Source organism: Pseudomonas sp. TE3552, from assembly GCF_056278945.1.
In genome coordinates this window covers 6,127,141-6,154,068 of record NZ_JBWBQJ010000001.1, presented here as the reverse complement: position 1 = coordinate 6,154,068, position 26,928 = coordinate 6,127,141, and the positions used below count along the sequence as shown (strand labels likewise).

25 protein-coding genes are annotated in these 26,928 nt (G+C 60.0%); 11 read left to right on the top strand and 14 right to left on the bottom strand.

Annotated elements, in window-relative coordinates:
- Positions 1 to 3 precede the first annotated feature (3 nt).
- Positions 4 to 858 (top strand): shikimate dehydrogenase, encoded by an 855-nt coding sequence (locus ACZ9BB_RS27920; RefSeq protein WP_476217964.1) that lies wholly within the window; start codon positions 4 to 6, stop codon positions 856 to 858.
- 72 nt (positions 859 to 930) lie between these two features.
- On the opposite strand, the gene ACZ9BB_RS27915 is transcribed toward ACZ9BB_RS27920, so the two are convergent.
- Positions 931 to 1,608, bottom strand: coding sequence for a TetR/AcrR family transcriptional regulator (locus ACZ9BB_RS27915; RefSeq protein WP_476217962.1), 678 nt, complete (start codon positions 1,606 to 1,608; stop codon positions 931 to 933).
- A gap of 103 nt (positions 1,609 to 1,711) precedes the next feature.
- On the bottom strand, positions 1,712 to 3,613 hold the full coding sequence (quiC, locus tag ACZ9BB_RS27910) for a 3-dehydroshikimate dehydratase QuiC (RefSeq protein WP_476217960.1): 1,902 nt from the start codon (positions 3,611 to 3,613) through the stop codon (positions 1,712 to 1,714).
- Between the two features lie 488 nt (positions 3,614 to 4,101).
- Here quiC and ACZ9BB_RS27905 point away from each other — a divergent pair, with 488 nt between their 5' ends.
- Both ACZ9BB_RS27905 and ACZ9BB_RS27900 read left to right on the top strand, forming a co-directional pair.
- Positions 4,102 to 5,439, top strand: coding sequence for an MFS transporter (locus ACZ9BB_RS27905; RefSeq protein WP_476217958.1), 1,338 nt, complete (start codon positions 4,102 to 4,104; stop codon positions 5,437 to 5,439).
- Between the two features lie 95 nt (positions 5,440 to 5,534).
- Positions 5,535 to 7,157: a methyl-accepting chemotaxis protein gene (locus ACZ9BB_RS27900; protein WP_476217956.1), complete on the top strand. Its 1,623-nt coding sequence runs from the start codon at positions 5,535 to 5,537 to the stop codon at positions 7,155 to 7,157.
- Positions 7,158 to 7,163: 6 nt separating this feature from the next.
- Here the strand turns inward: ACZ9BB_RS27900 and ACZ9BB_RS27895 are convergent, their stop codons facing one another.
- From ACZ9BB_RS27895 to ACZ9BB_RS27880, 4 genes are all read right to left on the bottom strand, one after another.
- Positions 7,164 to 8,042, bottom strand: coding sequence for a DMT family transporter (locus ACZ9BB_RS27895; protein WP_476217955.1), 879 nt, complete (start codon positions 8,040 to 8,042; stop codon positions 7,164 to 7,166).
- A gap of 174 nt (positions 8,043 to 8,216) precedes the next feature.
- Complete coding sequence (locus ACZ9BB_RS27890; RefSeq protein ID WP_476217954.1) at positions 8,217 to 9,032, bottom strand: sugar phosphate isomerase/epimerase family protein; 816 nt, start codon at positions 9,030 to 9,032, stop codon at positions 8,217 to 8,219.
- 2 nt (positions 9,033 to 9,034) lie between these two features.
- On the bottom strand, positions 9,035 to 10,090 hold the full coding sequence (locus ACZ9BB_RS27885; protein ID WP_476217952.1) for a Gfo/Idh/MocA family protein: 1,056 nt from the start codon (positions 10,088 to 10,090) through the stop codon (positions 9,035 to 9,037).
- 120 nt (positions 10,091 to 10,210) lie between these two features.
- Positions 10,211 to 10,987 carry an IclR family transcriptional regulator gene (locus ACZ9BB_RS27880; RefSeq protein ID WP_476217951.1) on the bottom strand — a complete coding sequence of 259 codons (777 nt, stop codon included), beginning with the start codon at positions 10,985 to 10,987 and terminating at the stop codon, positions 10,211 to 10,213.
- 171 nt (positions 10,988 to 11,158) lie between these two features.
- Between ACZ9BB_RS27880 and ACZ9BB_RS27875 the strand changes: the two genes are divergently transcribed.
- The 3 genes from ACZ9BB_RS27875 (at position 11,159) to ACZ9BB_RS27865 (ending at position 14,918) form a co-directional block, all read left to right on the top strand.
- Positions 11,159 to 12,871 carry an FAD-dependent oxidoreductase gene (locus ACZ9BB_RS27875; protein WP_476217949.1) on the top strand — a complete coding sequence of 571 codons (1,713 nt, stop codon included), beginning with the start codon at positions 11,159 to 11,161 and terminating at the stop codon, positions 12,869 to 12,871.
- Positions 12,872 to 13,065: 194 nt separating this feature from the next.
- Positions 13,066 to 13,959, top strand: coding sequence for a KPN_02809 family neutral zinc metallopeptidase (gene ypfJ / locus ACZ9BB_RS27870; protein WP_476217947.1), 894 nt, complete (start codon positions 13,066 to 13,068; stop codon positions 13,957 to 13,959).
- Positions 13,959 to 14,918 carry an alpha/beta hydrolase gene (locus tag ACZ9BB_RS27865; RefSeq protein ID WP_476217945.1) on the top strand — a complete coding sequence of 320 codons (960 nt, stop codon included), beginning with the start codon at positions 13,959 to 13,961 and terminating at the stop codon, positions 14,916 to 14,918. Before ypfJ ends, ACZ9BB_RS27865 begins: the two co-directional genes overlap by 1 nt.
- Positions 14,919 to 15,035: 117 nt before the next feature.
- Here the strand turns inward: ACZ9BB_RS27865 and ACZ9BB_RS27860 are convergent, their stop codons facing one another.
- The 3 genes from ACZ9BB_RS27860 to ACZ9BB_RS27850 all read right to left on the bottom strand — a co-directional run bounded on the left by ACZ9BB_RS27860 (position 15,036) and on the right by ACZ9BB_RS27850 (position 17,171).
- Positions 15,036 to 15,629, bottom strand: coding sequence for an HAD family hydrolase (locus tag ACZ9BB_RS27860; RefSeq protein ID WP_476217943.1), 594 nt, complete (start codon positions 15,627 to 15,629; stop codon positions 15,036 to 15,038).
- Positions 15,626 to 16,495, bottom strand: coding sequence for an acyl-CoA thioesterase II (tesB, locus tag ACZ9BB_RS27855; RefSeq protein ID WP_476217941.1), 870 nt, complete (start codon positions 16,493 to 16,495; stop codon positions 15,626 to 15,628). Before tesB ends, ACZ9BB_RS27860 begins: the two co-directional genes overlap by 4 nt.
- Positions 16,496 to 16,601: 106 nt before the next feature.
- A complete protein-coding gene (locus ACZ9BB_RS27850) occupies positions 16,602 to 17,171 on the bottom strand; it encodes a GNAT family N-acetyltransferase (protein WP_476217939.1) in 570 nt (189 codons plus the stop codon).
- Positions 17,172 to 17,260: 89 nt separating this feature from the next.
- Between ACZ9BB_RS27850 and ACZ9BB_RS27845 the strand changes: the two genes are divergently transcribed.
- The 3 genes from ACZ9BB_RS27845 to ACZ9BB_RS27835 all read left to right on the top strand — a co-directional run bounded on the left by ACZ9BB_RS27845 (position 17,261) and on the right by ACZ9BB_RS27835 (position 20,865).
- Positions 17,261 to 18,181 (top strand): histone deacetylase family protein, encoded by a 921-nt coding sequence (locus ACZ9BB_RS27845; RefSeq protein ID WP_476217937.1) that lies wholly within the window; start codon positions 17,261 to 17,263, stop codon positions 18,179 to 18,181.
- Positions 18,182 to 18,590: 409 nt separating this feature from the next.
- Positions 18,591 to 19,538: an IS110 family transposase gene (locus tag ACZ9BB_RS27840; RefSeq protein ID WP_476212610.1), complete on the top strand. Its 948-nt coding sequence runs from the start codon at positions 18,591 to 18,593 to the stop codon at positions 19,536 to 19,538.
- An 85-nt stretch (positions 19,539 to 19,623) separates the two neighbouring features.
- On the top strand, positions 19,624 to 20,865 hold the full coding sequence (locus ACZ9BB_RS27835) for a TIGR03862 family flavoprotein (protein WP_476217936.1): 1,242 nt from the start codon (positions 19,624 to 19,626) through the stop codon (positions 20,863 to 20,865).
- Positions 20,866 to 20,927: 62 nt separating this feature from the next.
- Here the strand turns inward: ACZ9BB_RS27835 and ACZ9BB_RS27830 are convergent, their stop codons facing one another.
- Together ACZ9BB_RS27830 and yedA are read right to left on the bottom strand one after the other, a co-directional pair.
- Entirely contained in the window at positions 20,928 to 22,265 is a 1,338-nt protein-coding gene (locus ACZ9BB_RS27830) for a DEAD/DEAH box helicase (RefSeq protein WP_476217934.1), read from the bottom strand.
- Between the two features lie 78 nt (positions 22,266 to 22,343).
- The gene (gene yedA, locus ACZ9BB_RS27825) at positions 22,344 to 23,270 is read right to left on the bottom strand and encodes a drug/metabolite exporter YedA (protein ID WP_476217932.1); all 927 of its coding nucleotides are present in this window, start codon (positions 23,268 to 23,270) and stop codon (positions 22,344 to 22,346) included.
- Positions 23,271 to 23,434: 164 nt separating this feature from the next.
- Here yedA and ACZ9BB_RS27820 point away from each other — a divergent pair, with 164 nt between their 5' ends.
- On the top strand, positions 23,435 to 23,890 hold the full coding sequence (locus ACZ9BB_RS27820; RefSeq protein WP_476217930.1) for an Lrp/AsnC family transcriptional regulator: 456 nt from the start codon (positions 23,435 to 23,437) through the stop codon (positions 23,888 to 23,890).
- 25 nt (positions 23,891 to 23,915) lie between these two features.
- Here ACZ9BB_RS27820 and ACZ9BB_RS27815 read toward each other — a convergent pair whose 3' ends face one another.
- The 3 genes from ACZ9BB_RS27815 to ACZ9BB_RS27805 form a co-directional block, all read right to left on the bottom strand.
- Positions 23,916 to 24,527: a 3'-5' exonuclease gene (locus ACZ9BB_RS27815; protein WP_476217928.1), complete on the bottom strand. Its 612-nt coding sequence runs from the start codon at positions 24,525 to 24,527 to the stop codon at positions 23,916 to 23,918.
- A 22-nt stretch (positions 24,528 to 24,549) separates the two neighbouring features.
- Positions 24,550 to 25,029, bottom strand: coding sequence for a LabA-like NYN domain-containing protein (locus ACZ9BB_RS27810; protein ID WP_007895393.1), 480 nt, complete (start codon positions 25,027 to 25,029; stop codon positions 24,550 to 24,552).
- Positions 25,030 to 25,243: 214 nt separating this feature from the next.
- Positions 25,244 to 26,020: a DUF2076 domain-containing protein gene (locus ACZ9BB_RS27805; protein WP_476217926.1), complete on the bottom strand. Its 777-nt coding sequence runs from the start codon at positions 26,018 to 26,020 to the stop codon at positions 25,244 to 25,246.
- A gap of 176 nt (positions 26,021 to 26,196) precedes the next feature.
- Here ACZ9BB_RS27805 and ACZ9BB_RS27800 point away from each other — a divergent pair, with 176 nt between their 5' ends.
- Complete coding sequence (locus ACZ9BB_RS27800) at positions 26,197 to 26,871, top strand: YciC family protein (RefSeq protein WP_476217924.1); 675 nt, start codon at positions 26,197 to 26,199, stop codon at positions 26,869 to 26,871.
- The last annotated feature ends 57 nt before the right edge of the window (positions 26,872 to 26,928 follow it).

Sequence of the window (26,928 nt, the reverse complement as noted above, 5' to 3'; positions counted from 1 at the left end):
GTCATGACACAGAACACTGTGGTACTGGCCGGGCTGATCGGTGCCGGCATTCAGGCTTCCCGCACCCCGGCGCTGCACGAGCACGAAGGCGATGCGCAGGGTTTGCGTTACCTGTATCGGTTGATCGATCTGGATCAGTTGAAACTCGACAGCGGCGCCCTGCCCGACCTGCTGATGGCGGCCGAACGGATGAATTTCACCGGGCTGAATATCACCTTCCCGTGCAAGCAGACCATCATCCCGTTGCTAGACGAATTGTCGCCGGAGGCCCGCGGCATTGGCGCGGTGAATACGGTGGTGCTGAAGGACGGTAAACGCATCGGCCACAACACCGATTGCCTGGGTTTTGCCGAAGGTTTTCGTCGCGGTCTGCAGGACGTTGCCCGTGAGCGTGTGGTGCAAATGGGCGCCGGTGGCGCGGGCGCGGCGGTGGCCCACGCGCTATTGAGCGAAGGCGTACAACTGCTGAGCATTTTTGATGTGGATAACAGCCGCGCCCAGGCGTTGGCGAACAACCTCAACCAGCATTTTGGCTTCGGCCGGGCCGTTGCCGGCCATGACTTGGCGAGTACCCTGGCCGAGGCCGACGGACTGGTGAACACCACGCCGATGGGCATGAAAAAGCTGCCGGGCATGCCAGTGCCGGTGGAGCTGCTTCGGGCGCAGTTGTGGGTTGCGGAGATCGTTTACTTTCCGCTGGAAACCGAACTGTTGCGCAATGCTCGCGCGTTGGGTTGCCGAACCCTGGATGGCGGCAACATGGCGGTGTTTCAAGCGGTGAAAGCGTTTGAACTGTTCAGCGGGGTGGTGCCGGATGCTCAGCGAATGCTGGCGCATTTTCAGAGCATGAATGGTTGAGGAAACGATTTGAGGGCTGCTTCGCAGCCCAACGGGGCGATACGGCGTTCCGACAAGCCCCCTCGCCACAGTTCAGGCCTGCAGATACCGCAAAACCGACTCGCAGATCATCGCCCGATGACGCTGCTTGATGCTTTCGTCCGGCAAGTCGATCTGAAAAATCTCACCGAAAGTATGACGGTTCGACACGCGATAAAAGCAAAATGAACTGATCAGCAGATGCACATCCAGCGGATCAAGGCCGGCGCGGAATACACCCTCTGCGACCCCGCGCCGCAAAATCTCGCCCAGTGAATCGAGGATGGTGTTGTTCATCGCCTTGATCGCATCGGAACGCTTCACGTACTCAGCGTTGTGAATGTTCTCGATGCAGACGATACGCACGAAATCGACGTTGCGATCATGGTGATCGAAGGTGAACTCCACCAACCGCCGAATCGCCTCCACCGGCGCTAGCTCGGCCAGGTGCAAACGGTTTTCGGTGCTGCGAATATCCCCGTAGAGTTTCTCCAGCACCTCGACGTAGAGCTGTTCCTTACTGCCGAAGTAGTAATAGATCATGCGTTTGGAGGTATGGATGCGCTCGGCGATCGCATCGACGCGGGCACCGGAAAGCCCCTGCTGAACGAACTCGACAATGGCCTCTTGAAGGATGTTCTCGCGGGTCTTTTCCGGGTTGTTCTTGCGGCTCTTGCGAGGCTCGACAATGGGTGCGTCGGGCACTACGGAGAGTTCTGAAATTATTGTCATTGCGGGCTCACGGCCATCACTGCACACCCTGGCGATTATGGGCCGCTGCGCACAGTGAAGGAAGCCGTGCGGCAGCGGTTTTGTACCCGTGTTTACGATTTTCCTACAACTTTGCCTGACGTACGCCACCACTTCGGGATTTGGCCATGGCTGCCAGTCGTACCGCGACGTTGGCAGCGCCGTAACCCGCGTAGCCATTTTTGCGCTGGATGATCTCAAAGAAGAACCGCCCTTCGAACGGCTCGGTGTACACGTGAAACAGCTCGCCACCCTGAGCATCGCGGTCGTAGAGCACGTTGAAATACGCCAGTTCGCTGAGGAATTCGTCGTCGAAATCGAAGCGTGCGGCGAGGTCGTCATAGTAGTTGAGCGGGATATCCAGAAGTGGCACACCCGCCGCCTTGGCGCGGCTGACTTCGGCAAAAATGTCGTAACAATCGAAAGCGATGTGATGCACGCCGGAACCGCGATAACTCGACAGTGCGTGTGAGATCGCGGTGTTGCGGTTCTCGGAAATGTTCAGCGGCAGGCGGATCGAACTGCAACGACTGCGCAAGGCGCGGCTCTTCACCAAACCGTACGGGTCGGGCAACACCACTTCATCATCAGCTTCAAAATCCAGCAGGCTTTTATAAAACAGCACCCAACTGTCGAGGCTGTCGGCGGGCAACGCCATAGCCATGTGGTCGATGCGCTTGAGGCCTCCGTGGGCCGCAGCCGTCGGTTGCAGATTGAAGTCAGTGCCGTAGACGTCAGCATCCTGGTCCACCAGGTAAATCAGGCTGCCATCAGGCGCTCGCACGGCAGCGAGTTCCAGTTCATTGGGGCCCACCAGCCCGCGATACGGCTGGCCTTTATAAGCCACGGCACGTGCCAACGCACTGGCGCTGTCCTTGACCCGAACGGCGGTGGCACACAGCGACGGACCATGGGACTCGAAAAAACTGTGAGCGAAAGAATAGGGCTCGGAGTTGAGGATCAGGTTGATATCGCCCTGACGCAACAGGCTGACACTCTTGGAACGGTGCTGCCCGGCCTTGACGAAACCCAGCCGCTCCAGCCAATGGGTCAGCTTGGCGCCGAGGCTTTCGTCCACGGCGAACTCAAGAAACTCGATGCCGTTGTATTCGCTGGCGCTTGGGGTGTCGAACAGAATGTCGCGATTGGCCGTTGGCGTAGATTCCTGCTCCAGACGCTGCCGGGTTTTCTCTTCCAGGTACAGCAACGAACGCAAACCGTCGGCGGCGTTGGCCCGTGGCGGTGCGGCACGGAAGCCGTCGTTGAAGATCTCCAGCGACAGCGGGCCGGTGTAGCCACTCTTGATGATCGGCGCGAGAAAGCCCGGCAGATCGAATTCGCCCTGGCCCGGGAAGCAACGGAAATGTCGGCTCCACTCCAGCACGTCCATGGCCAGGATCGGCGCGTCGGCCATTTGCACGAAGAAGATTTTGTCACCAGGAATCTCGGCGATGGCGCTCGGATCGCCCTTGAGCGACAGCGTATGAAAACTGTCCAGCAACACGCCGAGGTTCGGATGATCGGCCTGGCGCACGATGTTCCACACCTGCTGATACGTGTTCACGTGTCGACCCCACGCCAGCGCTTCGTAGCCGATCCGCAAACCACGAGCGCCGGCCCGTTCGGCGAGCAGGCGCAAGTCATCGACCAGGATCTGCTCATCACCGATGGAGTCGGCCGAGGCGTTGCTGCACACCAGCACCAGGTCGGTGCCCAGTTCCTGCATCAAATCGAACTTGCGCTCGGCCCGTTCCAGATTGCGCGGCAGGCGATCGCGGCGGCAACCTTCGAAATCCCGGAAGGGTTGAAACAGTGTGATGGCGATTCCGAGATCGGCGCACATCTGCCTGATTTCCCGAGGGCTGCCGTCGTAGTAGAGAAGGTCGTTTTCGAAAATTTCCACCCCGTCAAAACCGGCGGCGGCGATGGCTTCGAGTTTTTCCGGCAGGGTACCGCTCAAGGAAACGGTGGCAATGGAACGCTGCATGTGTCGACTCCCAGTGGTGGGGACATTCTTGTTGGGTAAATTATTGGCTTGACGAATCCACACAGCAATTCAAAGTGTACTACCCAGTTAGTTTTGCGGGCGATTATCGAACACAATGGCGGTTGGCGAATTGACGATTTTTCGTCCACTGCGCAACATCGACTACACATTGAGTCCGGTCACGACCCATGGACTCGGTTACCAAAGACCCTGAACACCACATAAAAATTTCAAAAAACGGGTACACGCTCATGCGCTCATTCAACGCCTTGTTTGCTTGCTCCACCGCCCTCGCACCTCGCCTGGCATCCATCCGAAGCTTGCGCCCCCCTCGGCCGAACCGTGCCGCTCGCTGAATAAAACGTTGTCGTCACCTGACGAAAACACCTCAGCCGATCAATCCCACCCGCGCCCGTCGCCATCGATTGATCACGCGCCCTTGAAGTCCCGACAAGCCTCGCTTGTCAGTCATTGAACGGATGGCACACATGTTTCCTTCTCAAAGCTCTCGCGTGGCTTCGGCCCAAAGCGTCGCCACTGGCGGCATCGGCGACAAAATCCGCGGCGCCATGGCCGTCGGCAAAACCCGTTGGGGAATGCTGGCGCTGGTATTTTTCGCCACCACCCTGAACTACATCGACCGCGCCGCCCTGGGCGTGATGCAGCCGATCCTGGCCAAGGAAATGAGCTGGACGGCGATGGACTACGCCAACATCAACTTCTGGTTTCAGGTCGGCTACGCCGTCGGTTTCGTGCTGCAAGGCCGGTTGATCGACCGGGTTGGCGTGAAGCGCGTGTTCTTCTTCGCGGTACTGCTCTGGAGCCTGGCCACCGGCGCTCATGGCCTGGCCACTTCGGCGGCGGGCTTTATGGTCTGCCGGTTCATTCTTGGTCTGACTGAAGCCGCCAACTACCCGGCCTGCGTGAAAACCACCCGGTTGTGGTTCCCTGCTGGCGAGCGCGCCGTGGCCACCGGTATTTTCAACGCCGGGACCAACGTCGGCGCGATGTTCACTCCGATGCTGCTGCCACTGATCCTTCACGCCTGGGGCTGGCAAGCCGCGTTCCTGTGCATGTCGGCACTGGGCGGCATCTGGTTGCTGTTCTGGGGTCTGAAGTACTTCAACCCGGAAGACCACCCGAACGTCAAACAATCGGAACTGGACTACATCCAGAAGGAAGTCGAACCGGAACAATCCCGCGTACCGTTCTCGAAAATTCTGCGCATGCGTGGCACTTGGGCCTTCGCCCTGGCCTACTCGATCACCGCGCCGGTGTTCTGGTTCTACCTGTACTGGCTGCCGCCGTTCCTCAATCAGCAATACAACCTGGGGATCAACGTGACCCAGATGGGTATCCCGCTGATCATCATCTACCTCACGGCTGACTTCGGCAGCGTCGGCGGCGGGATCCTGTCTTCGTTCCTGATCGGTCGCGGGATCAACCCGATCAAGGCGCGACTGATGTCCATGTTCCTGTTCGCCTGCTGCATCATCGGCGTGGTCATGGCCGCAGGTTCGAGCAGTCTGTGGCTCGCGGTGTTCGCCATCTCCCTGGCCATCGGCGCTCACCAGGCCTGGACCGCGAATATCTGGAGCCTGGTGATGGACTACACGCCTAAACACATGATGAGTACGGTGTTCGGCTTCGGCGGCATGTGCGCAGCCATCGGCGGGATGTTCATGACCCAGTTGGTCGGCCACATTCTGACCATCACCAACAACAACTACACCGTGTTGTTCACCATCATTCCGGCGATGTACTTCATTGCGCTGACCTGGCTGTACTTCATGGCACCGCGCAAGATTCCGACCTTAAAAGATTGATACACCGCAAACGCAGGCCTGATCCCGGGCCTGCGTTTTTTTATGTGCGCGGTTTATCCATTTCCCTTTTTTTCTCAACGCCACAGAGGCACACCATGTCGCCAGGTAACTTGAACATCGCCAAGCGTGCCGTGATCAGCTTCGGCGTCATCGCCCTGCTGGTCCTGTTGCAGGGACTGTTCGCCCTCAAACAGGTCGCGCAGGTTCGCGCCACCGGCCAGCACACTGAAAACATCTCCCTGCCCAGCATTCGCCACCTGGGTGAAATACGCGACTACATCCTGAGCATTCGCGTACTCAGCTTGCGCATGGCGCTCAACCGCGATCCAAAAGTGCTCGACGCCACCGTCACACGCCTGCATCAAGTGCAGGGGTGGCTTACAGAGACGCTGGAAAAATTCACCCCGCTGGTCAGTGATTACAACCGGGGGCCGTACGAAAAGTTCGTCGCCACCGTCACCAGCTACCGCCAGGCGCTGGCGCAATACGAAGCGCTGTCGCGAGACAACCGCAGCGAAGAAATGACCGCGTTGCTCAATGGCAAAATCCAGGACTACTCGACCCAGACCGGTGACCAGTTCGCCGAATTGATGGCGCTTTCCGCCAACGAAGTCAGCCTCTCGGCCAACCAGGCCGACTCGCTCTACAACCAGGTAAAAATCACCGTGATCGGTGCGCTGATCGCGGTCGCGCTCCTGACCCTGTGCCTGGCCTGGCTGTTGATTCGCAGCATCGTCATGCCGATCCGCCAGGCGGTCGAAGTGGCCGAGCAAGTGGCCGCCGGTGATCTGAGTCAACCGATCCGCAGCCACGGCGCCGATGAAACCGCACGCTTGCTCAAGGCCCTGTCAGCCATGCAGACCAGCCTGCGGGAAACCCTGCAACTGATCAGCGGCACGTCGACGCAACTGGCAGCCGCCGCCCTGCAGATGAATCAGAGCACTCAGCAGGATTCCAGTCGGCTGCAACAGCAACACAATGAAATCGAGCAGGCCGCCACGGCCGTCAACGAAATGACCGTCGCGGTGGAAGAAGTGGCGCGCAACGCGGTGTCGACTTCCGACAGCACTCGCCAGTCAACGCAACAAGCCAACCAGGGCCAGGCGCGGGTGATTGAAACCCTGGACTCGATTCAGGCGATGAGCAGCAATGCGGGCATCGCACTGCAACAGGTCCAGACCCTGGCCGAGCAGTCCCGGGAAATCGGCAAGGTGCTGGATGTGATCCGCGCCATCGCCGAACAAACCAACCTGCTCGCGCTCAATGCCGCCATCGAGGCCGCACGGGCCGGGGAAGCCGGGCGTGGTTTCGCGGTAGTGGCCGATGAGGTTCGGGCGCTGGCGCATCGCACTCAGCAATCAACCCGGGAGATCGAACAGATGATTGGCCGGGTTCAGGGCGAGACCGACGGTGTGGTGATGTCGATGCACGACAACAGTCAGCGTGTCGCCGAAACTTTGTCGATTGCTGAACAGGCTGGGCTGGCGCTGGCAGAAATCACCCGGGCGATGGAGCAGATCCATGAGCGTAATCTGGTGATTGCCAGTGCCTCGGAAGAACAGGCGCAGGTGGCCCGTGAGGTGGATCGTAATCTGCTGAACATCCGCGACCTGTCGCTGGAAAGCGCCGATGCCGCAACCCGGACCAGCGCCACCAGCCAGGAATTATCGCGACTGGCGGCCGGCTTGCAAAACCTGGTGGTGCGTTTCAGGTTTTGACCGGCCTCAGCGGCGGCTTTGTTGCCACGCCGCCGCCAACCCGCTGCAGCAAATCACTGCGATCCCGACCACCGTGGTCAGGGTCGGCGTGTGAGAAAACAGCAACCAGCCCAGCAAACCGGCAAAGACAATCTGGCAATAGCCGAACGGCGCCAGCAACGCGGGGGCGGCGTGGCGGAACGCCTGGGTCAGAAACAGGTGCGCCGTCATCCCGCAGGCGCCTAGTGCAACCATCATCAATCCATGCCCAAGGCTTGGCACTTTCCAGAAAAACGGCACCAACGCACTCATCACCAGGGTGTTGCACAGGCCGGCAAAGAAGTTACTGGTGGTCGGGCTGTCGATTTCACTGAGCTTGCGGGTGAGCAATTGATAGAAGCAGAAAAACAGCGCCGAACAGAGCGGCAGCAAGACCGCTGGCGTGAACAGATCACCGCCGGGGTGGACGATGATCAATACGCCGACAAATCCGCAAATCACCGCGATCCATTGGCCACGGGTGACCCGCTCACGCAGCAGTGGCACCGACAGCGCGGTGACCAGAACCGGTGCGAGAAAGTTGACCGCCGTGGCTTCGGCCAACGGGATGTACTGCAAACCGGTGGTGAAAAACAAACTGGTGCCCAACAGGCACAACGCCCTCAGCAACTGCAGCAACGGCCGTTTGGTGCGCAGGACTCGCAGCCCGGATTGCGGCAGGAAAATCCCGGCCATCAGCAGGGTGTGAATCACATAGCGGGCCCAGACCACCATGACGATCGGATAGAACCCCGAGAGATACTTCGACAAAGCGTCGTGACTGGAAAACAGGAAGGTCGCGACGACGATCAGCAGAATCCCTTTGAAGGGTTGGTTTACGCCGGAGAGCGGTGTGCTGATGGTCATGCAAGGCCTCTGGAATCAAATCAGAATGTGGCGAGGGAGCTTGCTCCCGCTGGACTGCGCAGCAGTCCCCAAATCAGCAAAGGTGTTCCGTCACTTCATATAAAGGGTCGTTGACGACCGCTTCGCGGCCAAACGGGACGGTGCGGCGGTCCGACAAGCTCCCTCGCCACAGGTTCAAAGGCGCGCCAACAATTCCCGGGTCTTATCCAACGCCATCTGCGCCCGCTGCAGCCCGCTCACGCCCTGCTCCAGCAACTTCACGGTGGGAATCTCCAGGCTTAACGGAATATCGGCCGGCAAACACTGCAACAACCCCGCCAGATCACAATCGCCTTCGCCCGGAAAACGCCGTTCGTTACGCGCCTGACGCAAAATCTCCGCCATGTCTGTTGGCCGTGGCCCCGCAACATCGCATAGCTGTGCATACCGTAACCGTGACGGGGCAACGTTGGCCAGATCTTCCAGCCGCGAACCCGATCGGTCGAAATGGAACGCGTCCACCAACACCGCACCGTTTTCACGGTCAGCGTTTTCGACGATACGCACCGCTTGTTCGAGATTGCGTGCATCGGTCCACGGCATGAACTCCAGGTGCGGATGCAGCCCGTAAGGTGCCGCCAGATCACACAGCCGGGCGAAGTTCTCAGTGAGTCGTTGTTCGTCAGAATCGTTACCGGCCACCAGCAACTCACTGGCACCAAACTCCGCTCCGACCGCCAGCATCTTCTCGAAGTCGGCGACGACGGTTTGCGGTTTAAGACGCAGGATTTCAACATCCAGCACACGAATGCCGGTATCGCGCAGCCGCGCCAGCGTCTCACGCCGTAAACCGACATCGGCTACCAGCGCAAAGTGATGTTCTTCGGCTGTCGCCGGTTCAAGGCGTAGTCCGACATGGCTGTATCCGGCCCGTGCTGCGACTTCGACCATCTCCGACGGAGACAACTCCAGCACAGTCAGGCTGGCCAGGGAAAAGATCCGCTCACTCATGCTCATTCCTCGATCAACATTGGGGTGCAGGCACGACCGGTTTCGGCGGCTTCGCGAATCGCCTCAACCAGCGCCAGGGTGCGCGCAGCATTGGCAGCGCTCACCAATGGTTCGACTTCCCGACGCGCCACGCGCACGAAATGCTGCAACTGCAAACGCAACGCTTCATCGGCGCTGAAGCTCTCCTGTTCCGCCAGCAACGGTTGATGCCATCCGCCATCGACGTCGGCGTAGTGCCAGCGCTTGAGCTGCGGAATGCTCAATGCACCGCCCGTCCCGGCCAGCAAGTAACAGGGCTGATCGGCCTGGCGCGGATAGACCGGGTTCTCCCCGGAATCCAGCTCCCAACTCCAGGGCGCCGCCACCGCATCGGAACCGGTCAGGCTGCCCAGTGCGCCGCTGTCGAATTGCAGCAGCACCGCCGCGCAATCTTCGTTGGCAAACCTGCGCACCGCATTGCTGGTGATCGCCTGCACCTGACGCACTTCGCCACACAGATGGCGCAGCAGATCGAGGTCATGAATCAGGTTGGTCAGCAACATTCCTGCACCAGGCTCGCGGCGCCACGGCGTTTCGAAATAGCTGTCGGGTTTGCGCAGCTGCCAGAGCGCCGTCACCGTCGTCAGTTGCCCCAAAGCGCCACCCTGCACCAGTTCATGGGCGCGGACGATCAACGGATTGTGCCGGCGATGATGCCCGACCAGCACGGGAACACCGGTGGCTTTCGATGCAGCCACCAGTTCGCGTGCTTCATCCAAATGCACACCGACCGGTTTTTCCAGCAGCACCGGCACGCCGGCGGCGAGGCAATCGAGCGCAGTGCTGACGTGGAGTGTGTTCGGGTTGGCGACGATGACCGCGTCTGGCTTCACCTGCTCCAGCATCTGACGGTGATCAGCGAAATACCCCACGCCCCATTCGCCCGCGAGGCCTGCCGCTTGTGGGCCGGGATCGGCCACCGCACACAACGTCGCTTGTGTCAGGTTTTGCAGATGCCGGTAATGCTGCTGGCCCATGTTGCCGGCACCGATCAGGGCGATGCGAAGGGGCGAAGTCATGGTCGGTCCTCTTGTGATTATTGTCGGGAGGATGAGTTCCGACAATTTAGAACCTGGTTCCAGATTCTTACACAGGCGAACCACAAAAGTGTGCGAACAGCGCACACGATCTTAGAAACATCAGCTGAATAGCTCAGAAGCCAGGCTTGCGGCAGACAGCTCTTCAGTAAACGTCAACAACAGTGGCGCCAACTCATGCAACCGTGCCCCCGGCATCCGCGCGCTGGGCCCGGCAATGCTCAGCACACCGATCACTCGACCATCGCCTGGGTGGCGCACCACTGCCGCAATCGCCGAGGTGCCCACGGCCGAGCTCTCTTCGACCCAGGCGTAGCCCTGCTCTCGCGCCAGACGCAGGCGTTCCAGTAACTCAATGTTGGAACGCGGCGCGTTTGGCCCCAGGTCTTTCGGCCGTTCGCTCCCCTGACGCTCCACCAGCGACAACGCTTCGGCATCGCTCATGCACGCCAGCCATGCGTGGCCCGAGGCGGTATAGAACAATGGCGCATCACGACCCATATCCGGGTCGTAACGCAGCCCTGAGCGGGCGCCTTGAGACTTGGCGATCCAGACCTGTCGCTCGCCTTCAATAACGCCAAGACGCACCAGTTCACCGGTTTCCTCGGCCAGGCGATCGAGCACCGGCTGCACGATATCCGCGCCGCTACTCGACAGGTAACGGAAACCCATAGCCACCAGTTTGGTCGACAGGTGATAGCGCAGGTTCTCCGGATTTTGTCGCACGTAACCCAATCGAATCAGCTCAGCGAGCAGCCGGTGAGTCGCGCTTTTGGGGATGTCCAGTTGCTCCGCCAGCGTCTGCATCGGCAAGCCGCGAGGGTCACTGGTGAGGCTTTCCAGCACGCTGAAAACACGTTCGATCTGACTGCCGGCCATGGGGGTTCCACTCGAAATTTTGCCGATTCTAGAAGACAAACCACGTAATACGAAATCTGGAACCCACTGTCCGATAACCGCCCTCTTTACACCTTGAGTGGTTGCCGAGGTCAATCAAGTCTTTATATTTTCCGGAATCAAATTCCAAAAATAATCCGGAGCTTTTAAACGATGCCTGCCGAATCTCACCCCCATGCGGACATCGAATGCGATGTGCTGATCGTCGGCTCCGGCGCAGCCGGATTGTCCGCAGCCGTCACCGCGGCCTGGCATGGCTTGAAAGTGATCGTGGTCGAGAAAGACCCGGTATTCGGTGGTGCCACGGCGTGGTCCGGCGGATGGGCCTGGGTGCCGTGCAATCCCCTGGCGCGTCGTGCCGGCATCGTCGAAGACGTTAAGCAACCGCGCACCTACCTGAAACACGAATTGGGTGAGCGTTACGATCCGGCGATGATCGACGCGTTCCTTGAGGCTGGCCCGCAAATGGTGGCGTTCTTCGAGCAGCACACTTCCCTGCAATTCGCCGACGGCAACGCCATCGCCGACATTCATGGCGACATACCAGGCGCCGGTACCGGCGGACGCTCGGTGATCGCTGCGCCTTATGACGGGCGAAAAGTCGGCAAGCTACTGAAGCGCCTTCGCAAAACCATGCGGGAAACTTCGTTCATGGGCATGCCGATCATGGCGGGGGCGGACCTGAGCGCGTTTCTCAATTTGACCCGCTCTTTGCCCGCAGCGTGGCACGTGACCCGACGCTTTACCCGGCACCTGCTCGACCTCGCCGTTCATGGTCGGGCGATGCAACTGGTCAACGGCGTGGCGCTGGTGGCTCGGCTGGCAAAGTCCGCCGAAGACCTGGGCGTATTGCTCTGGGAGTCGGCACCGGTGACCGGGTTGCTTCGCGAAGGCGATCAGGTGCGAGGCGCGGTAGTCAGCACCGCCAAAGGTAAAACCCGCATCCGTGCACGCAAGGCCGTGGTACTCGCGGCCGGTGGGTTTGCCAATGACATCGAGCGGCGCAAGGCGCTGTTCCCTCGCACACCGACCGGCAACGAACACCTGGCGCTGCCGCCTCTCGGCGTCGCCGGTGATGGTTTGCGATTGGGCGAAAGCGCCGGTGCGCGGGTCAACAGCGACATGGCATCGCCCGTGGCCTGGGCGCCGGTTTCGCAAGTGCCGCATAGTGACGGAAGCATCGGCCACTTCCCGCACATCATCGAACGCGGCAAACCGGGGATCATCGGCGTACTGAGCAACGGCCAGCGCTTCGTCAACGAAGCCGACGGCTACTACGACTACGTGACGGCCATGGTCGCCGCCGCACCGCAGGATGAAGAAGTCGCTTCCTGGCTGATCTGCACTCATGGTTTTCAACGGCGTTATGGGCTGGGCATCTCTCGTCCGTTTCCGGTGCCGCTGTCATCCTTTATCCGCAGTGGCTATCTGAAAACCGGCAACACTGTCGAGGAATTGGCACTGGCCTGCGGCATCGACCCAAACGGATTGCGCAGCACCGTGGATGAGTACAACCGGCATGCGCGCCACGGTGAAGATCCGTTGTTCGGTCGAGGCTCGACGCCCTACAACCGCAAACAGGGCGACGCGTTGCAGCAGCCCAACCCGTGCGTCGCGCCGATTGAACAAGGCCCGTTCTACGCGGTGAAGGTCCAGCCCGGCTGCTTCGGCACCTTTGCCGGGCTCAAGGTCAACGAACACGCACAAGTTCTCGATGAATCTGATCAGGCCATCGCCGGGTTGTATGCAGCGGGCGGCGACATGGCCAGCATCATGGGCGGGCACTATCCCGCCGGGGGCATCAATCTTGGCCCGGCGCTGACCTTCGGTTACATCGCTGCACGGCATATCGCCGATATGGAGTGAGTTTGATCAGTGATTCTCGAGACAAGCATTCGCCCACTCGGTAAAAACCTGTCGCCCTGAAGGAATTCGCTGGGCTATCTGTGTTCAATACAAGTCTGAAATATTCCGTGCGCAGTAAAAGACAGACGACCGGACTGGCGCCGCTCTCGCTCACCAGCAACACTCATCACCATGTCAAACAGAGGATTCCCCCCATGCTTTGGAAAAAAGGCCGACGCAGCGACAACGTGGTCGATGCCCGTGGCGATGATGTCGGCGGTGGGGGCGGCGGGATGCGCTTCGGTGGGGGCAAGGGCCTGAGCCTGACGGCGATCCTGTTGATCGTCGGGATCGGCTGGATCACCGGCCAGGACCCGTTGCAGATCCTCGGCCAATTGACCGGGCAGATGAGCGAACAGTCGGCCCCGGCCACCACACAAACCCGCAAGGCACCACCGGCCAATGATGAAGGCGCCGAATTCGTGCGCTCGATCCTCGGCGATACCGAAGATACCTGGGGCCAGATTTTCCAGCAGGCCGGTCGGCAATATAAAGACCCGACCCTGGTGCTGTTCAGCAATCAGGTGAACTCGGCGTGCGGCCTGGCGACGTCGGCGACCGGTCCGTTCTATTGCCCGGCAGACCAGAAGGTCTATCTGGACATGAGCTTCTTTCAGGAAATGTCGCAACGCTTTTCCGCGGCGGGCGACTTCGCCCAGGCCTACGTGATCGCTCACGAAGTCGGACACCACGTGCAGACCTTGCTCGGCGTTTCGGCGAAGATTCAGGCCGCTCGGCAGCAGGGCCGGCAAATGGAGGGCGACGGTGGATTGCTGGTACGTCAGGAACTGCAGGCCGATTGCCTGGCCGGGGTCTGGGCCAATAATGCGCAGCAGCGCCTGAACTGGCTGGAACCCGGTGACATCGAAGAAGCCTTGAACGCCGCCAACGCCATCGGCGACGATCGCTTGCAACAGCAAGGCCAGGGTCGTGTGGTGCCGGACTCCTTCACCCATGGCACTTCGGCCCAGCGGGTGCGCTGGTTCAAGGCCGGATTTGCACAGGGCCAGATCAGCCAGTGCGACACCTTTACCGCGAAGAATCTGTGATGCGTAAGTGGCTGCTGGCTCTGTTAATCACCTGCGCAAGCACTCAGGCGGCCGAGCAGGGGGCCAAGGAAATCAGTTCCGGGCGCCTGCTGTTGAGCGCCGGGGAAATCGCGGTGGGCATTGGCCCGACGCCGACGAAAATCGAACGCGTGCTGATCATCGTCCATGGTCGTTTGCGCAATGCTGATACCTACCGCCAGAGCGCCGAGCGCGCCGCCGAGCAGGCTGGACAAAACGCGACCACCTTGGTGCTCGCCCCGCAGTTCCTCAATGAAACCGACGTCGCGAGCCACCCGGTGCCTGACAGCGTATTGCGCTGGCAGGGCAATGACTGGATGGCGGGCGGCTTATCCACCGCTCCGTTTACCCTGAGTTCCTTTGCTGCGCTCGACGAAATCGTCACGCGCCTGGGCGATCGGCAACAGTTTCCGGACGTAAAACAAATCGTCATCGCCGGTCATTCCGGCGGCGCGCAGGTGGTTCAGCGTTATGCCTTGTTGAGTCACCCTCAGCCAGCCCTCGATACGGCGGGGGTGAAGGTGCGCTATGTGATCGCCAATCCTTCGTCATACGCCTACTTCAATGAGCAACGGCCGGTGGCATTCAGTCACGCAGGTTGCCCGAACTACAATCGCTGGAAGTATGGGCTGGCTGATTTGCCCGCTTATGCCGATGGACAAACCCCTGCTCAACTCGAAGAAAACTACGTCAAACGTGACATCGTTTATTTGCTCGGGCAGCAGGACGTCGACCCGAATCATCCGGCGCTGGATAAAGGCTGTGAGGCCAAGGCCCAGGGCGCTTCTCGATTAATTCGCGGGCGCAACTATTTCAATTATCTGCAACGGCGCCATCCTCAAGGATTGAGTCAGCAACTCATTGAAGTGCCCGGGGTCGGGCACAATGGGGACGGGATGTTTACCTCGCCTGAGGGGCAGAAGGCGTTGTTCGGGCAGTGAGTTTTTGTGGTGCCGGATCTGACGCTTTCGCGGGCAAGCCTCGCTCCTACAGGATCGCGGTGTGAGCAAAGAACGTCACGTCACGTGTAGGAGCGAGGCTTGCCCGCGAAGAGGCCCTCAAGCCGAAAGCATCTGCCGCAACGCCACGCAATCGGCAGCATGCCAATCGGTCAATTCCGGCCACGGATTATCCGGCAGATTTACCAGCACCGTCCGCGTCCCCGCTGCCCGACCACAATCCAGATCGAAGCGGTAATCACCGACCATCACCATTTCGCTCGCCGGCACCTTCCAGGCCTCGGCCAGTTTCAGTAAACCACCGGGGTGCGGTTTGGGCGGGGCTTCGTCGCGGCCCAGTACATCCTCCACCGCAAAGCAGTCAGCCAGGCCGATGGCCTCCAGCGTGACATGGGCCAACTCACGAGCATTACGCGTGAGAATGCCCAGGCGATAACCGCGCCCGGCCAAGTCACGCACCAGTTCCACCGCGCCCGGCGCCGGTTTCGAACCCAACGCCAGATCCCGCTCATGCTCCAGCAGCCACGCGTGCTTGGCCGCGGCTTCATCAGCCGGCAGCGCAGCCAGGTGGGTGAGGATGTCGTGTTCTGCAGGAATCGCCAACGCCACGCGGATGGCCGCGAAGTCATGCACCGCCACCGTCAGGGTGCCGTCCATGTCGAACACCCAGTGCCGCACCTCGGCCAGGCTCATGCCCAATCCTTGCGATGGCGAATCAGGCCTTCCTGAGTGACCGAGGCCACCAGTTGCCCGGCACGGTTGAACACGCTGCCCCGGGAGAATCCGCGTGAGTTGCCGGCCCACGGACTGTCCATGGCATACAGTAACCAGTCATCGGCGCGCAGGTCGGCGTGGAACCACAATGCGTGGTCGAGGCTGGCGACCTGCATGTCTTTCTGCCAGACCGATTTGCCGTGGGGCAACATCGAGGTGGTCAGCAGACCGAAGTCCGAAGCGTAGGCCAGCAGATATTTGTGCAGCGCTGGAGTATCGGCCAAGGCGCCGTCGGCGCGGAACCACACATACTTGACCGGATCGGCGGGCTGCGGGTTGTAGGGGTCTTTCTCGGTCACCGGTCGGACTTCGATCGGTTTCGGGCACAGCAGTTTTTCACGCATGTGCTCGGGGATCAGGTGCGCTTGGAGCTGGGTGAGTTCCAGCTCCGATGGCAGGTTTTCCGGGCCGACCACTTGCGGCATTTCGCTCTGGTGCTGGAAGCCTTCTTCGTCGTACTGGAACGAGGCGCTGCAGGTGAAGATCGGGTTGCCCTTCTGGATCGCCGTCACCCGGCGCGTGCTGAAACTGCCGCCATCGCGCACCCGATCGACCTGATACACCACCGGCAATTTGGCATCGCCCGGCCGCAGGAAATAACCGTGCATCGAATGCACATGGCGCGCCTCTTCGACTGTCTGACTGGCCGCCGACAGGGACTGGCCGAGGACCTGGCCGCCGAACAACTGACGAAAGCCCAGGTCCTGGCTGCGGCCACGGAACAGGTTTTCTTCAATCGGTTCCAGGGTCAGCAGGTCTACCAGATCTTCCAACACTTGGCTCATTCAGACTCTCCTCACACAAAGCAATGCCGCGCAGCCGTGGCTACGGCGGTCGATTCAGTTTATGGCCCGGCTCAACATGACGGCCATTGTAAACGTCCGTGCCTGCTTATCCATGCAAGGTTTGCAGCCATTGCTCACGGGTGATGCGGTACAACACATGCGGGCGCAGCGGATGATCGGCTGCAAGCCTGGGGTGTTCGAAATCATCGGCGGGGTCATGGTGCATGCCAATCGCTTGCATGACTTTTTGCGAGGGCATGTTGGTTTCGGTGGTGAACGCCACGACCTCTTGCAGCGCCAACCGGTCGAACCCGCAGCGCAGAGCGGTCCATGCCGCTTCGCTGGCATAACCCAGGCCCCAATGCTCGCGCGCCAGGCGCCAGCCGATTTCAGTGGCCGGCGTGAACGGCGCATCGAAGCCGACCACACCCAGCCCGGTAAAGCCGATGAACGCCCCGGTGTCCTTGCGCTCCAGTGCCCAGAAACCGAAACCATGTTCGGCAAAATGCCCGCGAACCCGCCCGATCAGCGCGGCACTTTCCAGTCGACTCAAGGGTGCCGGAAAATAACGCATCACCTGTGGATCGGCGCACATCGCCGCAAACGCCGGCAGATCTTCATCGCGCCACTGCCGCAACAACAGTCGCGCGCTTTCGAGTTCCAGTATCGGCTCCATCGTGCCTCTCCCCCGTTTCCATGCCGCAAGTCTACATCGCTGGTAGGATCGTTCACTCATTCCTACATGCCTTCCTGTATAAATCAGCCATGCCCCTGCCATTGATCTACCACGAAGACTACAGCCCCGAGTTCCCGGCGGATCACCGCTTCCCCATGGACAAGTTTCGCCTGCTGCGCGATCACTTGGTGGACAGTGGCCTGACTCGCGACATCGACCTGCTGCGCCCGGACCTCTGCCCGCCAGAGATCCTCGCTCTCGCCCATGACCCTGCGTATATCGAACGCTACATGGGCGGCGAATTGTCCCGCGAAGATCAGCGACGCCTCGGCTTGCCCTGGAGCGAAGCGCTGGCCCGGCGCACCGTGCGGGCGGTCGGCGGTTCACTGCTGGCGGCCGAACAGGCACTGGAGCATGGTTTGGCTTGTCACTTGGCCGGGGGCACCCACCACGCGCATTACGATCATCCCGCCGGGTTTTGCATCTTCAATGACCTGGCGGTGATCAGCCATTACCTGCTGGAAAGTGGCCGGGTGAATCGGGTGCTGATCTTCGACTGTGATGTGCATCAGGGCGACGGGACTGCACGGATTCTGCACAACACCCCAGAGGCCGTGACCGTTTCCCTGCACTGCGAAAAGAATTTTCCTGCACGCAAAGCCGAAAGTGACTGGGACATTCCATTGCCGATGGGCATGGGAGACGTCGATTACCTGAAGGTGGTCGACGATGCGCTCAACTATTTGCTGCCGCTCTACCAACCGGACCTGGTGCTGTACGACGCCGGTGTCGACGTACATAAGGACGACGCCCTGGGTTATCTGAAGCTGACAGACGAAGGCGTCGCCGCTCGCGATGAAAGCGTGATGCGCCATTGCCTGGGCCGGGATATTCCGGTGGTCGGCGTGATCGGCGGCGGTTACAGCAAAGACCGCAAGGCCCTGGCACGCCGTCATGGAATCCTCCATCACAGCGCCCAACGGGTGTGGCAGTCATCAGGTTGTCATTGAGGTGTGGGTCTTTACCCACAATGCCTGTGGAACCGCCTGTGGATAACCTGCGTGAAAGGGCCTGCAGGCCATGCGGGGTATAGGCTGCAGAGCGGTGGTTGTTTTTTAACCACCTTTGAAAACACCCATGATCCCTGCTCGCGATGAGGCCTTCACATCCGATATCAATGTCGACTGATCCATCGCTATCGCGAGCAGGCTCGCTTGTATGGTAGGACTTGAAGGGAGGAGAAGGGACAAGGCTCGATTCTGACTGTTGACGCAGTACAGACCGTGGGAGAGTTCGCCCCTCCTCCTTTCACCCAAGCGCCGATAAAGAATGCATCTGGCCTAGACCGACGATAGGAACAAGCCTGCGCCCCTGGGTGAGCCCTTCAAGTGCTTAAAACCATATCCCGGAGGAAATCCTATGGCAATGCCGGTTTCTGCTTCAAAGCCGATCGTGGGCGTGGATGTCGCCAAGAATGAGTTGGTGATTTATCACGCCGAACTGAGCCTGCTTGAAGAGATTCCCAACAACAAAACAGCCATCAAGAAGTGGTTGAAGGCCTTGCCGAGTACGGTGGCCATTGCCGTCGAAGCCACCAATATCTACCACTTGGAGTTCGCCGATCTGGCCTACGAGGCCGGATGCGTGATTTACATGGTGGGCGGCTATGAACTCAAGCATTACCGCGAAGGTGTGAAGGTCCGCGCCAAAACTGATGCACTGGATGCCAAGCTGCTTGCTCGGTATCTGAAAAATGAACATGAAGAGCTTCACCCATGGACCCCGCCATCCCCGCTATACCGCCAGCTTCTGGGTCTTTTCCGCCGCCGGGCGGCGTTGGTCCAGGCAAGGGTCGGCCTGGTGCAAAGCTGGGCCAATGAGCCGCTGCTCAAGACCGCTTTTGCCGAACAAGTGAAGTCCATGCAACAGCTTGAGATGCTGATCGAGAAGACGATCAACGATCAGCTCAAAGAAGCCGGTTTGCTGGGCCAGTTAAAACGCTGCCTGAAAGTGGAAGGCATTGGTTTTTTGACAGGAGCGCGTTTGATCACGGCGTTTCAGAGGGGTGACTTCAGAAACGCGGATGCTTTTATCGCCTTTCTGGGAATGGATTTGCGGGTATCAAAATCGGGGCAAAAAGATGGCCGCCGCAGTTTGACCAAGCGCGGTGACCCGGAAGCTCGGCGGCTGCTGCACAATGCGGCAATGTCGGCGAGTCGCACCGAGGCCTGGAAAGATTTTTATCAAGAACAAAGAGCTCGGGGTTTCAGCACGACTCAAGCATTGGTGATGCTGGCTCGAAAGCTCGCTCGGGTGGTATTCGCTCTGCTAAAGGGGCAGGACGAATACCAACCGAAAGTCAGTTGAGGGCTTCCCCTCAACCATAGAATCTCCCACAGAGGGCAGCACTGGTAGAATGCCCGCCCTATTCCGCAAAACCACAGCGCATTCCATGACTCAGCCCTCCACTTCCCTGCCCCCTCACGTCGCCATCATCGGCGGCGGCCCCGCCGGTTTGATGGCGGCTGAAGTGTTGAGCCAGGCCGGGATCAAGGTCGATCTGTACGACGGCATGCCTTCAGTGGGACGAAAATTCCTTCTCGCCGGGGTCGGCGGCATGAACATTACCCATTCCGAGGCCTACCCGGCGTTTCTCTCACGCTACGCCGAACGCGCACCACAGATTGCACCGCTGCTGCGAGCCTTCGGTGCCGACACCTTGTGCCAATGGATTCATGACCTGGGCATCGAAACCTTTGTCGGCAGCTCCGGCCGGGTGTTTCCTACCGACATGAAAGCCGCGCCCCTGTTGCGTGCCTGGCTCAAACGCCTGCGCGATGCCGGCGTAGTTATCCACACCCGCCATCGTTGGCTCGGTTGGGATGACAACGGTGACTTGCGCATCGACAGCCCCGAAGGCGAAAAAACCGTTAAACCCGACGCGACCCTGCTGGCCCTCGGCGGCGGCAGTTGGTCACGCCTCGGCTCGGACGGTGCCTGGATGCTTGCGCTGGAACAGCGCGGTGTAGGACTGGCGCCGTTGCAACCGAGCAATTGCGGCTTCGAGGTGCAGGCCTGGAGCGAATTGATGGTCAGCAAATTCGCAGGCAGTCCGCTGAAAAACATCGCGATTGGCCTCAATGACGACGTGCCGCGACTCGGGGAATGTGTGATCACTGCCACGGGGATTGAAGGCAGTTTGATCTATGCCCTATCGGCACCGATCCGCGAAACGATCAATCGACACGGCTCGGCGACCATTCACCTCGACCTGTTGCCAGGCAAGCCTGTGGATAAAATTCAGTCTGCGCTAAGCAAACCTCGCGGCTCACGCTCCATGGCCAAACACCTGCACAGTCAGCTTGGGCTTGATGGGGTGAAAGCGGCGTTGTTGCGAGAACTGACACCGGCCGACTGTTTTACCGATCCGGCGCTGCTGGCCAAAGCGATCAAGGCATTGCCGCTGATGCTGGTGAAAACCCGACCATTGGACGAGGCCATCAGCAGCGCGGGTGGCGTGATGTTCGAAGCGATGGATGAACGTTTGATGCTCAAGCAACTGCCCGGCGTGTTCTGCGCGGGAGAAATGCTCGATTGGGAAGCGCCGACCGGCGGCTACCTGCTGACCGCGTGTTTCGCCAGTGGGCGAGCGGCTGGGTTGGGGATGGTGGAGTGGTTGCGGCGCAAGGCTTGAAGACCGAGGCGCGTCCATCGCGAGCAGGCTCGCGATGGCGGCTTAACGGATGCAGCGTTTAATCAAGGCTTACGCTTACGCGGCCCGGTATTAAACACCGGCACTTTACGCACAGGCTTGATCGAAGGCTCCGGTGCCGACGCATCACCACTCTCGACCCATTTACCCAGGTTGCGTTTGCCGCCGCCACTGGAGGTCTTGGGCTTCTTCGGTTTTTTCGGCTTCTTGATCACCTGACCACTGGCATCGGTATCCGGCACGCGGTGCTCAGGCTCGAAATCTTGCTCCATCTGGCGAGTCAGCGTCTGACGGGTCAACGTCTCGATGGCCGACAGCAAATTCACCTCATCAGCACACACCAGCGAAATAGCCTGCCCGGTTGCGCCCGCACGGCCGGTACGACCGATACGGTGGATGTAGTCCTCGGCCACGATCGGCAAGTCGAAATTGACCACCAATGGCAAATCTTCGATATCCAGACCACGCGCTGCCACATCGGTGGCTACAAGGATCTGCACTTCGCTGGCCTTGAAACGATCCAGCGCCCGCTGACGGGTCGCCTGAGGTTTGTCGCCGTGGATGCCGTCGGCATTGATGCCCAGGCCCTGGAGTTTTTCCACCAACGCATCTACGCCGTTACGGGTCTTGGCGAACACCAGCACCTGCTTCCACTTGCCTTTGCGCATCAAATGAACGAACAGCTCCGACTTGCGCTTCTTGTCCACCGTCACCACCCATTGCTTGACGGTGTTGGCGGCGACGTTGCGTGGGCTGACTTCGATGCTCAGCGGGTCGTTGAGCATTTGCCCGGCCAGCAGGCGGATCGCATCGGAGAACGTGGCAGAGAACAACAACGTCTGACGTTTCTTCGGCAATACGCGGTAAATGTTCCCCAGCTCCTCGGAAAAGCCCAGATCGAGCATGCGATCGGCTTCGTCCAGCACCAGGGTTTGCAACTGGTTGAACTTGAGCGCGTTCTGGCGGAACAAGTCGAGCAAGCGGCCAGGGGTCGCCACCAACAGATCGACACCTTTGCGCAGCTTCATCATCTGCGGGTTGATGCTCACGCCGCCGTACACCGCATACGTGCTCAACGGCAGGTTCTCGGCGTACTGGCGCACGGCTTCGTGAACCTGTTCGGCCAGTTCGCGGGTCGGTACCAGAATCAGTGCGCGCACCGAGTTGGCGCTGACTTTCGGCCCTTCCATGGCCAGCAATTGCAGCAGCGGCAGGGCGAAACCGGCAGTTTTGCCAGTGCCGGTCTGGGCGGCGGCCATCAGGTCGCGACCGGCCAGCACCGCCGGAATGGCTTGCGCCTGGACCGGCGTAGGAGTCTGGTAGCCCAGCGTCTCGAGGGCGCGCAGCAAGGGTTCGATCAGGCCAAGGGTGGCGAAAGTCATGGGAGTACCGTAGGAAAATTCAGCGCGGGTTTTTCAAAACAAGTGTGCAAAACAAGATGCAATGGCGCGCAGTTTACCCTAATTCGCGCGGGATTCTGTCGGCACTACTACGCCAGGCCGATCGGCACCTCGGCGCCACTGCGGCAACCCGATCAACACCACGGCACTGATGATCACTGTCATGGCCAGCGCTTCCTCGATGCCGATGGTCTCGCCAACAAATACGATGCCCAGCAACACCGCCACCGCCGGATTGACGTAGGCATAGCTGGTGGCCGCGGCCGGACGCACGTGTTTCAACAGGTACATGTAGGCGTTGAAGGCGATGATCGAACCGAAGACGGTCAGGTACGCCAGCGCCGCCCAGCCTTCGATCGGCGGCAGTTGCTCCAGATGCTCGCCACTCACCGCACTGCCGATCAACAACACCACGCCGCCCACCAGCATTTCCACGGCACTGGCCATCGCGCCCTGCGGCAACGGCAAGTGTTTGCTCCACACCGAGCCGAAGGCCCAGGACGCTGCCGCGAACACCAGCAACGCCGCGCCCAACGGGCTCGACTGCAGGTTGGAACCGAGGTTGAGCATGGCGATGCCGATCAGCCCGAGCACAATCCCGGCCCATTCGAGACGGGTATTACGCGCGCCCCAGAAATATCCGCACAGCAAAGTAAACAGCGGCACCGTCGCCACCGCCAACGCGGCCACGCCAGAGGCCACACCGGTGTGTTCAGCCACGCTGACCGCGCCATTACCGCACGTCAGCAGCAAAATCCCGATGATCCCCGCCGCTTTCCACTGCGCCCAGGTCGGTGCCGGTGCTCCACGCCAGCGCAGGTACGCATACATCAGCGTCCCGGCGATCACGAAGCGGATACCGGCGAGCAGCAACGGCGGCCAGTACTGCACGCCGATGCGAATCACCAGGTAGGTCGATCCCCAAATCACGTACAACGCGAAAAAAGCAGCGATCAGCGGTAAGGAAAAACGGCGTAGGCCAGGCATGGGCAGCTCGAGAACAAGACAAAAGAGAGCAGCTATTCTAGAAAGGCCAACAGCGGAAAATAAGCTACAAAACCTGTTTATCGCGCCGGTACACTTTTCAAAACACGGAGTTCGGCGCTATAAACCGTGCTTTCGAAAGTCAGTCATTTTTCAGGTAGCCCACGATGGACAAATACGACCGCATGCTCCTCAGCGCCCTGTTGGAAAACGGTCGTGCGTCCTACGCAGATCTGGCGCGCAAGGTGAACCTGTCCGCTCCGGCGGTGGCCGAGCGCGTTGCCAAACTCGAAGCCTGCGGGGTGATCACTGGCTACCAGGCGAAAGTCGACATGGCCAAAATCGGCCTGCCAATCCAGTGCGTCATCGAACTGCGCCTGAACCAGCACGGCAATCAGAAAGCCTACGACGAACTGATCAAAATCCCACAACTCACCGAATGCCATCGCGTCACCGGCGACCCGTGCGTGATCATGCAAGCGGCCGTGGGCTCGATGCCGGAGCTGGAAGAGTTGATCAACCGGATTGCCACGTTCGGGTTCAGCAAGACGTCGATCGTGCTATCGAGTGCCATCGAGAAGCGCGTGCCGTTGGGGCAGTTGGAGGGGAATGGCAAATCGTGATGTGCCAAGGTCCCTGTGGTGAGCCTTAAAACCCGCGATACCGCTTCAAATGCTCATTAATCTTCGCCGCCGGCACTTTCTGCAAACTGACGAGAAGATCATGGGACAACTCCCGCAACCCATGCTTTTGCCGCAGCTCCTGCGCCAGATGCGCCGTCAGGTTGGCCGCCATTTCAGCATCGGCCATGGCCCGGTGAGCCTTGCCGGTATTGGGCAGGCTGGCGAAAGTGGTGAGGGTGCCGAGTTTGTGATTTGGCGCAGCAGGCATCAGGCGGCGGGCGAGTAACAGCGAGCAGGCAAAGTTCTGCAAACGTGTGCGTTTGATTCGCCCGAGTTCGTAGTCCCAGAACTTCTGGTCGAACGCAGCGTTGTGCGCCAGCAGCGGTGTGATGCCGACGAATTCATTGACCTCGTTCATCACCTGCTCGGCCGAGGGCGCGGTACGCAGCATAGCGTTGCTGATGCCGGTGAGTTGCTCAATAAAGGCCGGCACGGGCACGCCGGCGTTCATCAGGCTTTGGTAACGCTCGACAATGCGCCCCTGTTCAAGAATCACCACGGCAATTTCCGTGGCCCGGCAGCTGCTGCTCGGGGAGATCCCGGTGGTTTCAAAGTCGATGACTGCTATGCGTTCCAAACCTGTTTCAACTCCGTAAAAATCAATTCTTGAGCAGCAACGCGCCTTCGATCGGCACGTATCGGCTGGCGGCGCGGATCAGCGAGTTGGCGGTGAGGCCCGGCACGCCATAGGCCACCGCTTGCACGCCGTGCTTAGCGATGATGCGCTCCAGCAGCATGTCGAAATCACCGTCGCCGGAGGCCAGCACCACTTCGTCGACATGGTCGGCGGCGTCCATGATGTCGAGGGTAATGCCCACGTCCCAGTCGCCTTTGGCCGAACCGTCGCTGCGCTGGATGTAGGGCTTGAGCTTCACGATGAAGCCGAGGTTGCGCAGGATCTGCTGGAACTGCTGCTGCTTGCTGTCGCCACGATCGATCGCATAGGCGTAGGCCTCGACGATCTGCCCCTGTTTGCTGACGTCAGCCCACAACGCGGCGTAGTTGAAGTGGCAACCATAGGCCTGACGCACGGTGTAATAGAGGTTTTGGACATCGGCGAACACTGCGATTTTTTTCACCGTACATCCTCTTGACGCGCTGGCGCGTGGGCGGGATCAGGCACCAGGCCCGAAAAGTCGCCCAGTATGCCAGCCCGAAGGATTGTTCCGCGAATAATCGGCCGTGTGGCGAGGGAGCTTGCTCCCGCTGGGACGCGAAGCGGCCCCCTTGCTTTGAAACCCAAGGGGCCTGCTACGCAGTCCAGCGGGAGCAAGCTCCCTCGCCACAGCGGTGTCAGATGAAGGAGTCGTCATCATCGCCGCCGAAGAACGATGAACTGTCATCATCGTAATCCGCGTCGGTGAAACCGCCCTGATCGCTGGAGTTGTCAGCCACGCGCTGATCATTGCCCCAACCGCTGCTATCGCTCTGATCGTTGACCTTGGCCGGTTCTTCCTTGATGACTTCAACCACTTCCGGCTGCTGATTGTGATGGAACAGGCTGCTGATGCCTTGCGCCAGCATCACACCACCGGCCACGCCCGCTGCCGTTTTCAACGCGCCACCGAGGAAACCGCTGCCGGCAGGCTGTTGCGGTGCATAATTCTGCTGGGGCGGCGCTCCAAAATTCTGCTGAGCAGCCGGCGCACCGAAGTTTTGCTGCGGCGGTTGCGAGTTGAACGACGGCCGCCCCGGTTCACGCCAGCCACCATTCGACGGGGCTGCGCTTTGAGTCGGTGCAGGTTGCGGATCACGGGAAGCGCCACCGAAGATGCTCGACAAAAAGCCGCCGCTGGAGGCCGGCGCCGCTGTCTGCGCCTTGGCCGATTGCAGTTCGGCCTGCAATTGCTGCACTTGCTGGGTGAGTTGCTTGTTCTGTTCGTCGAGGCTCTTGATGGCAGCCTCTTGCACCAGAATCGCCTGGGTCATGAAATAGCCCGCTGCTGGCTGGCGAGTCAGGTGCTCCTTGATCCGCGCCTCGGCCTGGGCGTCGCGCGGGGCTGAGTCCGTTTCGGCCTGCTGCAGCCGGGAAAACAGTCCATCGATCAGGGTTTGTTCTTCGCTGTTCATGGCGACCTCGTAGATTGCCGGGAAATCATTGCCCTCACCCACTGTGGGTAAGGTGCTCACCAGTAATGGGGCTGATACAGGATGTTTCAATAACCTTTACCGAACGTTTACGTTTGTGTCCCGAAGGGTTTGATCGGTTAAAGTGAGGCACTGCTTTCAACCTGCGATACCGACTGATGAATTCGTTCGATGTACTGCGTGACTCTCTGTATTTCTTCAAGCGCAATCTGAGCCAGATTGTGCAGCTGTGCCTGCCGCTGGTGATTTTCGAGTCGCTGCTGCAACAAGTGGTCGACCACTCCACCGGGCCAGACAGTTTCGCTGGCATCAGTGTGATCGTCGGGTTGCTGGTGTATCCGCTGTACACCGCCGCGCTGATCCTGTTTCTCGATGCCCGCAGCCGTGGCGAATCACCGCGCATCCGCGATTTGCTGGCGACCTCCGCAACGTTGTGGCCGCGTTTCGCCGTGTTGACCGCCCTCAACACGCTGTTGATCCTGATCGGCCTGTCGCTGTATTTCCTGCCGGGCATCTGGCTGATGGTGACGCTGGCATTCGGTGAGTACCTGTTGGTGCTGCGCGGCCTGGCACCGCTGGCGGCGATGAAAGAAAGCCTGCGCCTGACCCGCGGGCATTTCCTGCGCATTCTGGTGTGTATTCTGTGCGTGATGGGCCCGCTGTGGGTACTCAAGGGGGCGACGCTGGCGGTTTACCCTGACCCGCAGAACCCGGTGATCTCGCTGCTGATCGACAGTGCCCACAGTTTCCTGCAACTGTTCACCAGCGTGGTGCTGTTCCGCTTGTTCATGCTGATCGCCGATGCCCCCGAGAAATCTGAAGAGCGCCTCTGAACGCTCTACCCTTGGGCCTGGGTGCAGCTCTCGGTTATGCTCGGGGTCAATTTTTGT

What these genes read in the sequence shown, in the direction of transcription:
- ACZ9BB_RS27915 (WP_476217962.1), bottom strand. Translation starts at nt 1,608, where the DNA reads ATGACAATAATTTCAGAACTCTCCGTAGTGCCCGACGCACCCATTGTC.
- quiC (WP_476217960.1), bottom strand. Translation starts at nt 3,613, where the DNA reads ATGCAGCGTTCCATTGCCACCGTTTCCTTGAGCGGTACCCTGCCGGAA.
- ACZ9BB_RS27830 (WP_476217934.1), bottom strand. Translation starts at nt 22,265, where the DNA reads ATGACTTTCGCCACCCTTGGCCTGATCGAACCCTTGCTGCGCGCCCTC.
- ACZ9BB_RS27875 (WP_476217949.1), top strand. Translation starts at nt 11,159, where the DNA reads ATGCCTGCCGAATCTCACCCCCATGCGGACATCGAATGCGATGTGCTG.
- ACZ9BB_RS27905 (WP_476217958.1), top strand. Translation starts at nt 4,102, where the DNA reads ATGTTTCCTTCTCAAAGCTCTCGCGTGGCTTCGGCCCAAAGCGTCGCC.
- ACZ9BB_RS27850 (WP_476217939.1), bottom strand. Translation starts at nt 17,171, where the DNA reads ATGGAGCCGATACTGGAACTCGAAAGCGCGCGACTGTTGTTGCGGCAG.
- ACZ9BB_RS27840 (WP_476212610.1), top strand. Translation starts at nt 18,591, where the DNA reads ATGGCAATGCCGGTTTCTGCTTCAAAGCCGATCGTGGGCGTGGATGTC.
- ACZ9BB_RS27890 (WP_476217954.1), bottom strand. Translation starts at nt 9,032, where the DNA reads ATGAGTGAGCGGATCTTTTCCCTGGCCAGCCTGACTGTGCTGGAGTTG.
- yedA (WP_476217932.1), bottom strand. Translation starts at nt 23,270, where the DNA reads ATGCCTGGCCTACGCCGTTTTTCCTTACCGCTGATCGCTGCTTTTTTC.
- ACZ9BB_RS27900 (WP_476217956.1), top strand. Translation starts at nt 5,535, where the DNA reads ATGTCGCCAGGTAACTTGAACATCGCCAAGCGTGCCGTGATCAGCTTC.
- ACZ9BB_RS27880 (WP_476217951.1), bottom strand. Translation starts at nt 10,987, where the DNA reads ATGGCCGGCAGTCAGATCGAACGTGTTTTCAGCGTGCTGGAAAGCCTC.
- ACZ9BB_RS27800 (WP_476217924.1), top strand. Translation starts at nt 26,197, where the DNA reads ATGAATTCGTTCGATGTACTGCGTGACTCTCTGTATTTCTTCAAGCGC.
- tesB (WP_476217941.1), bottom strand. Translation starts at nt 16,495, where the DNA reads ATGAGCCAAGTGTTGGAAGATCTGGTAGACCTGCTGACCCTGGAACCG.
- ACZ9BB_RS27895 (WP_476217955.1), bottom strand. Translation starts at nt 8,042, where the DNA reads ATGACCATCAGCACACCGCTCTCCGGCGTAAACCAACCCTTCAAAGGG.
- ACZ9BB_RS27865 (WP_476217945.1), top strand. Translation starts at nt 13,959, where the DNA reads ATGCGTAAGTGGCTGCTGGCTCTGTTAATCACCTGCGCAAGCACTCAG.
- ACZ9BB_RS27820 (WP_476217930.1), top strand. Translation starts at nt 23,435, where the DNA reads ATGGACAAATACGACCGCATGCTCCTCAGCGCCCTGTTGGAAAACGGT.
- ACZ9BB_RS27920 (WP_476217964.1), top strand. Translation starts at nt 4, where the DNA reads ATGACACAGAACACTGTGGTACTGGCCGGGCTGATCGGTGCCGGCATT.
- ACZ9BB_RS27860 (WP_476217943.1), bottom strand. Translation starts at nt 15,629, where the DNA reads ATGAGCCTGGCCGAGGTGCGGCACTGGGTGTTCGACATGGACGGCACC.
- ACZ9BB_RS27845 (WP_476217937.1), top strand. Translation starts at nt 17,261, where the DNA reads ATGCCCCTGCCATTGATCTACCACGAAGACTACAGCCCCGAGTTCCCG.
- ACZ9BB_RS27885 (WP_476217952.1), bottom strand. Translation starts at nt 10,090, where the DNA reads ATGACTTCGCCCCTTCGCATCGCCCTGATCGGTGCCGGCAACATGGGC.
- ACZ9BB_RS27805 (WP_476217926.1), bottom strand. Translation starts at nt 26,020, where the DNA reads ATGAACAGCGAAGAACAAACCCTGATCGATGGACTGTTTTCCCGGCTG.
- ACZ9BB_RS27835 (WP_476217936.1), top strand. Translation starts at nt 19,624, where the DNA reads ATGACTCAGCCCTCCACTTCCCTGCCCCCTCACGTCGCCATCATCGGC.
- ypfJ (WP_476217947.1), top strand. Translation starts at nt 13,066, where the DNA reads ATGCTTTGGAAAAAAGGCCGACGCAGCGACAACGTGGTCGATGCCCGT.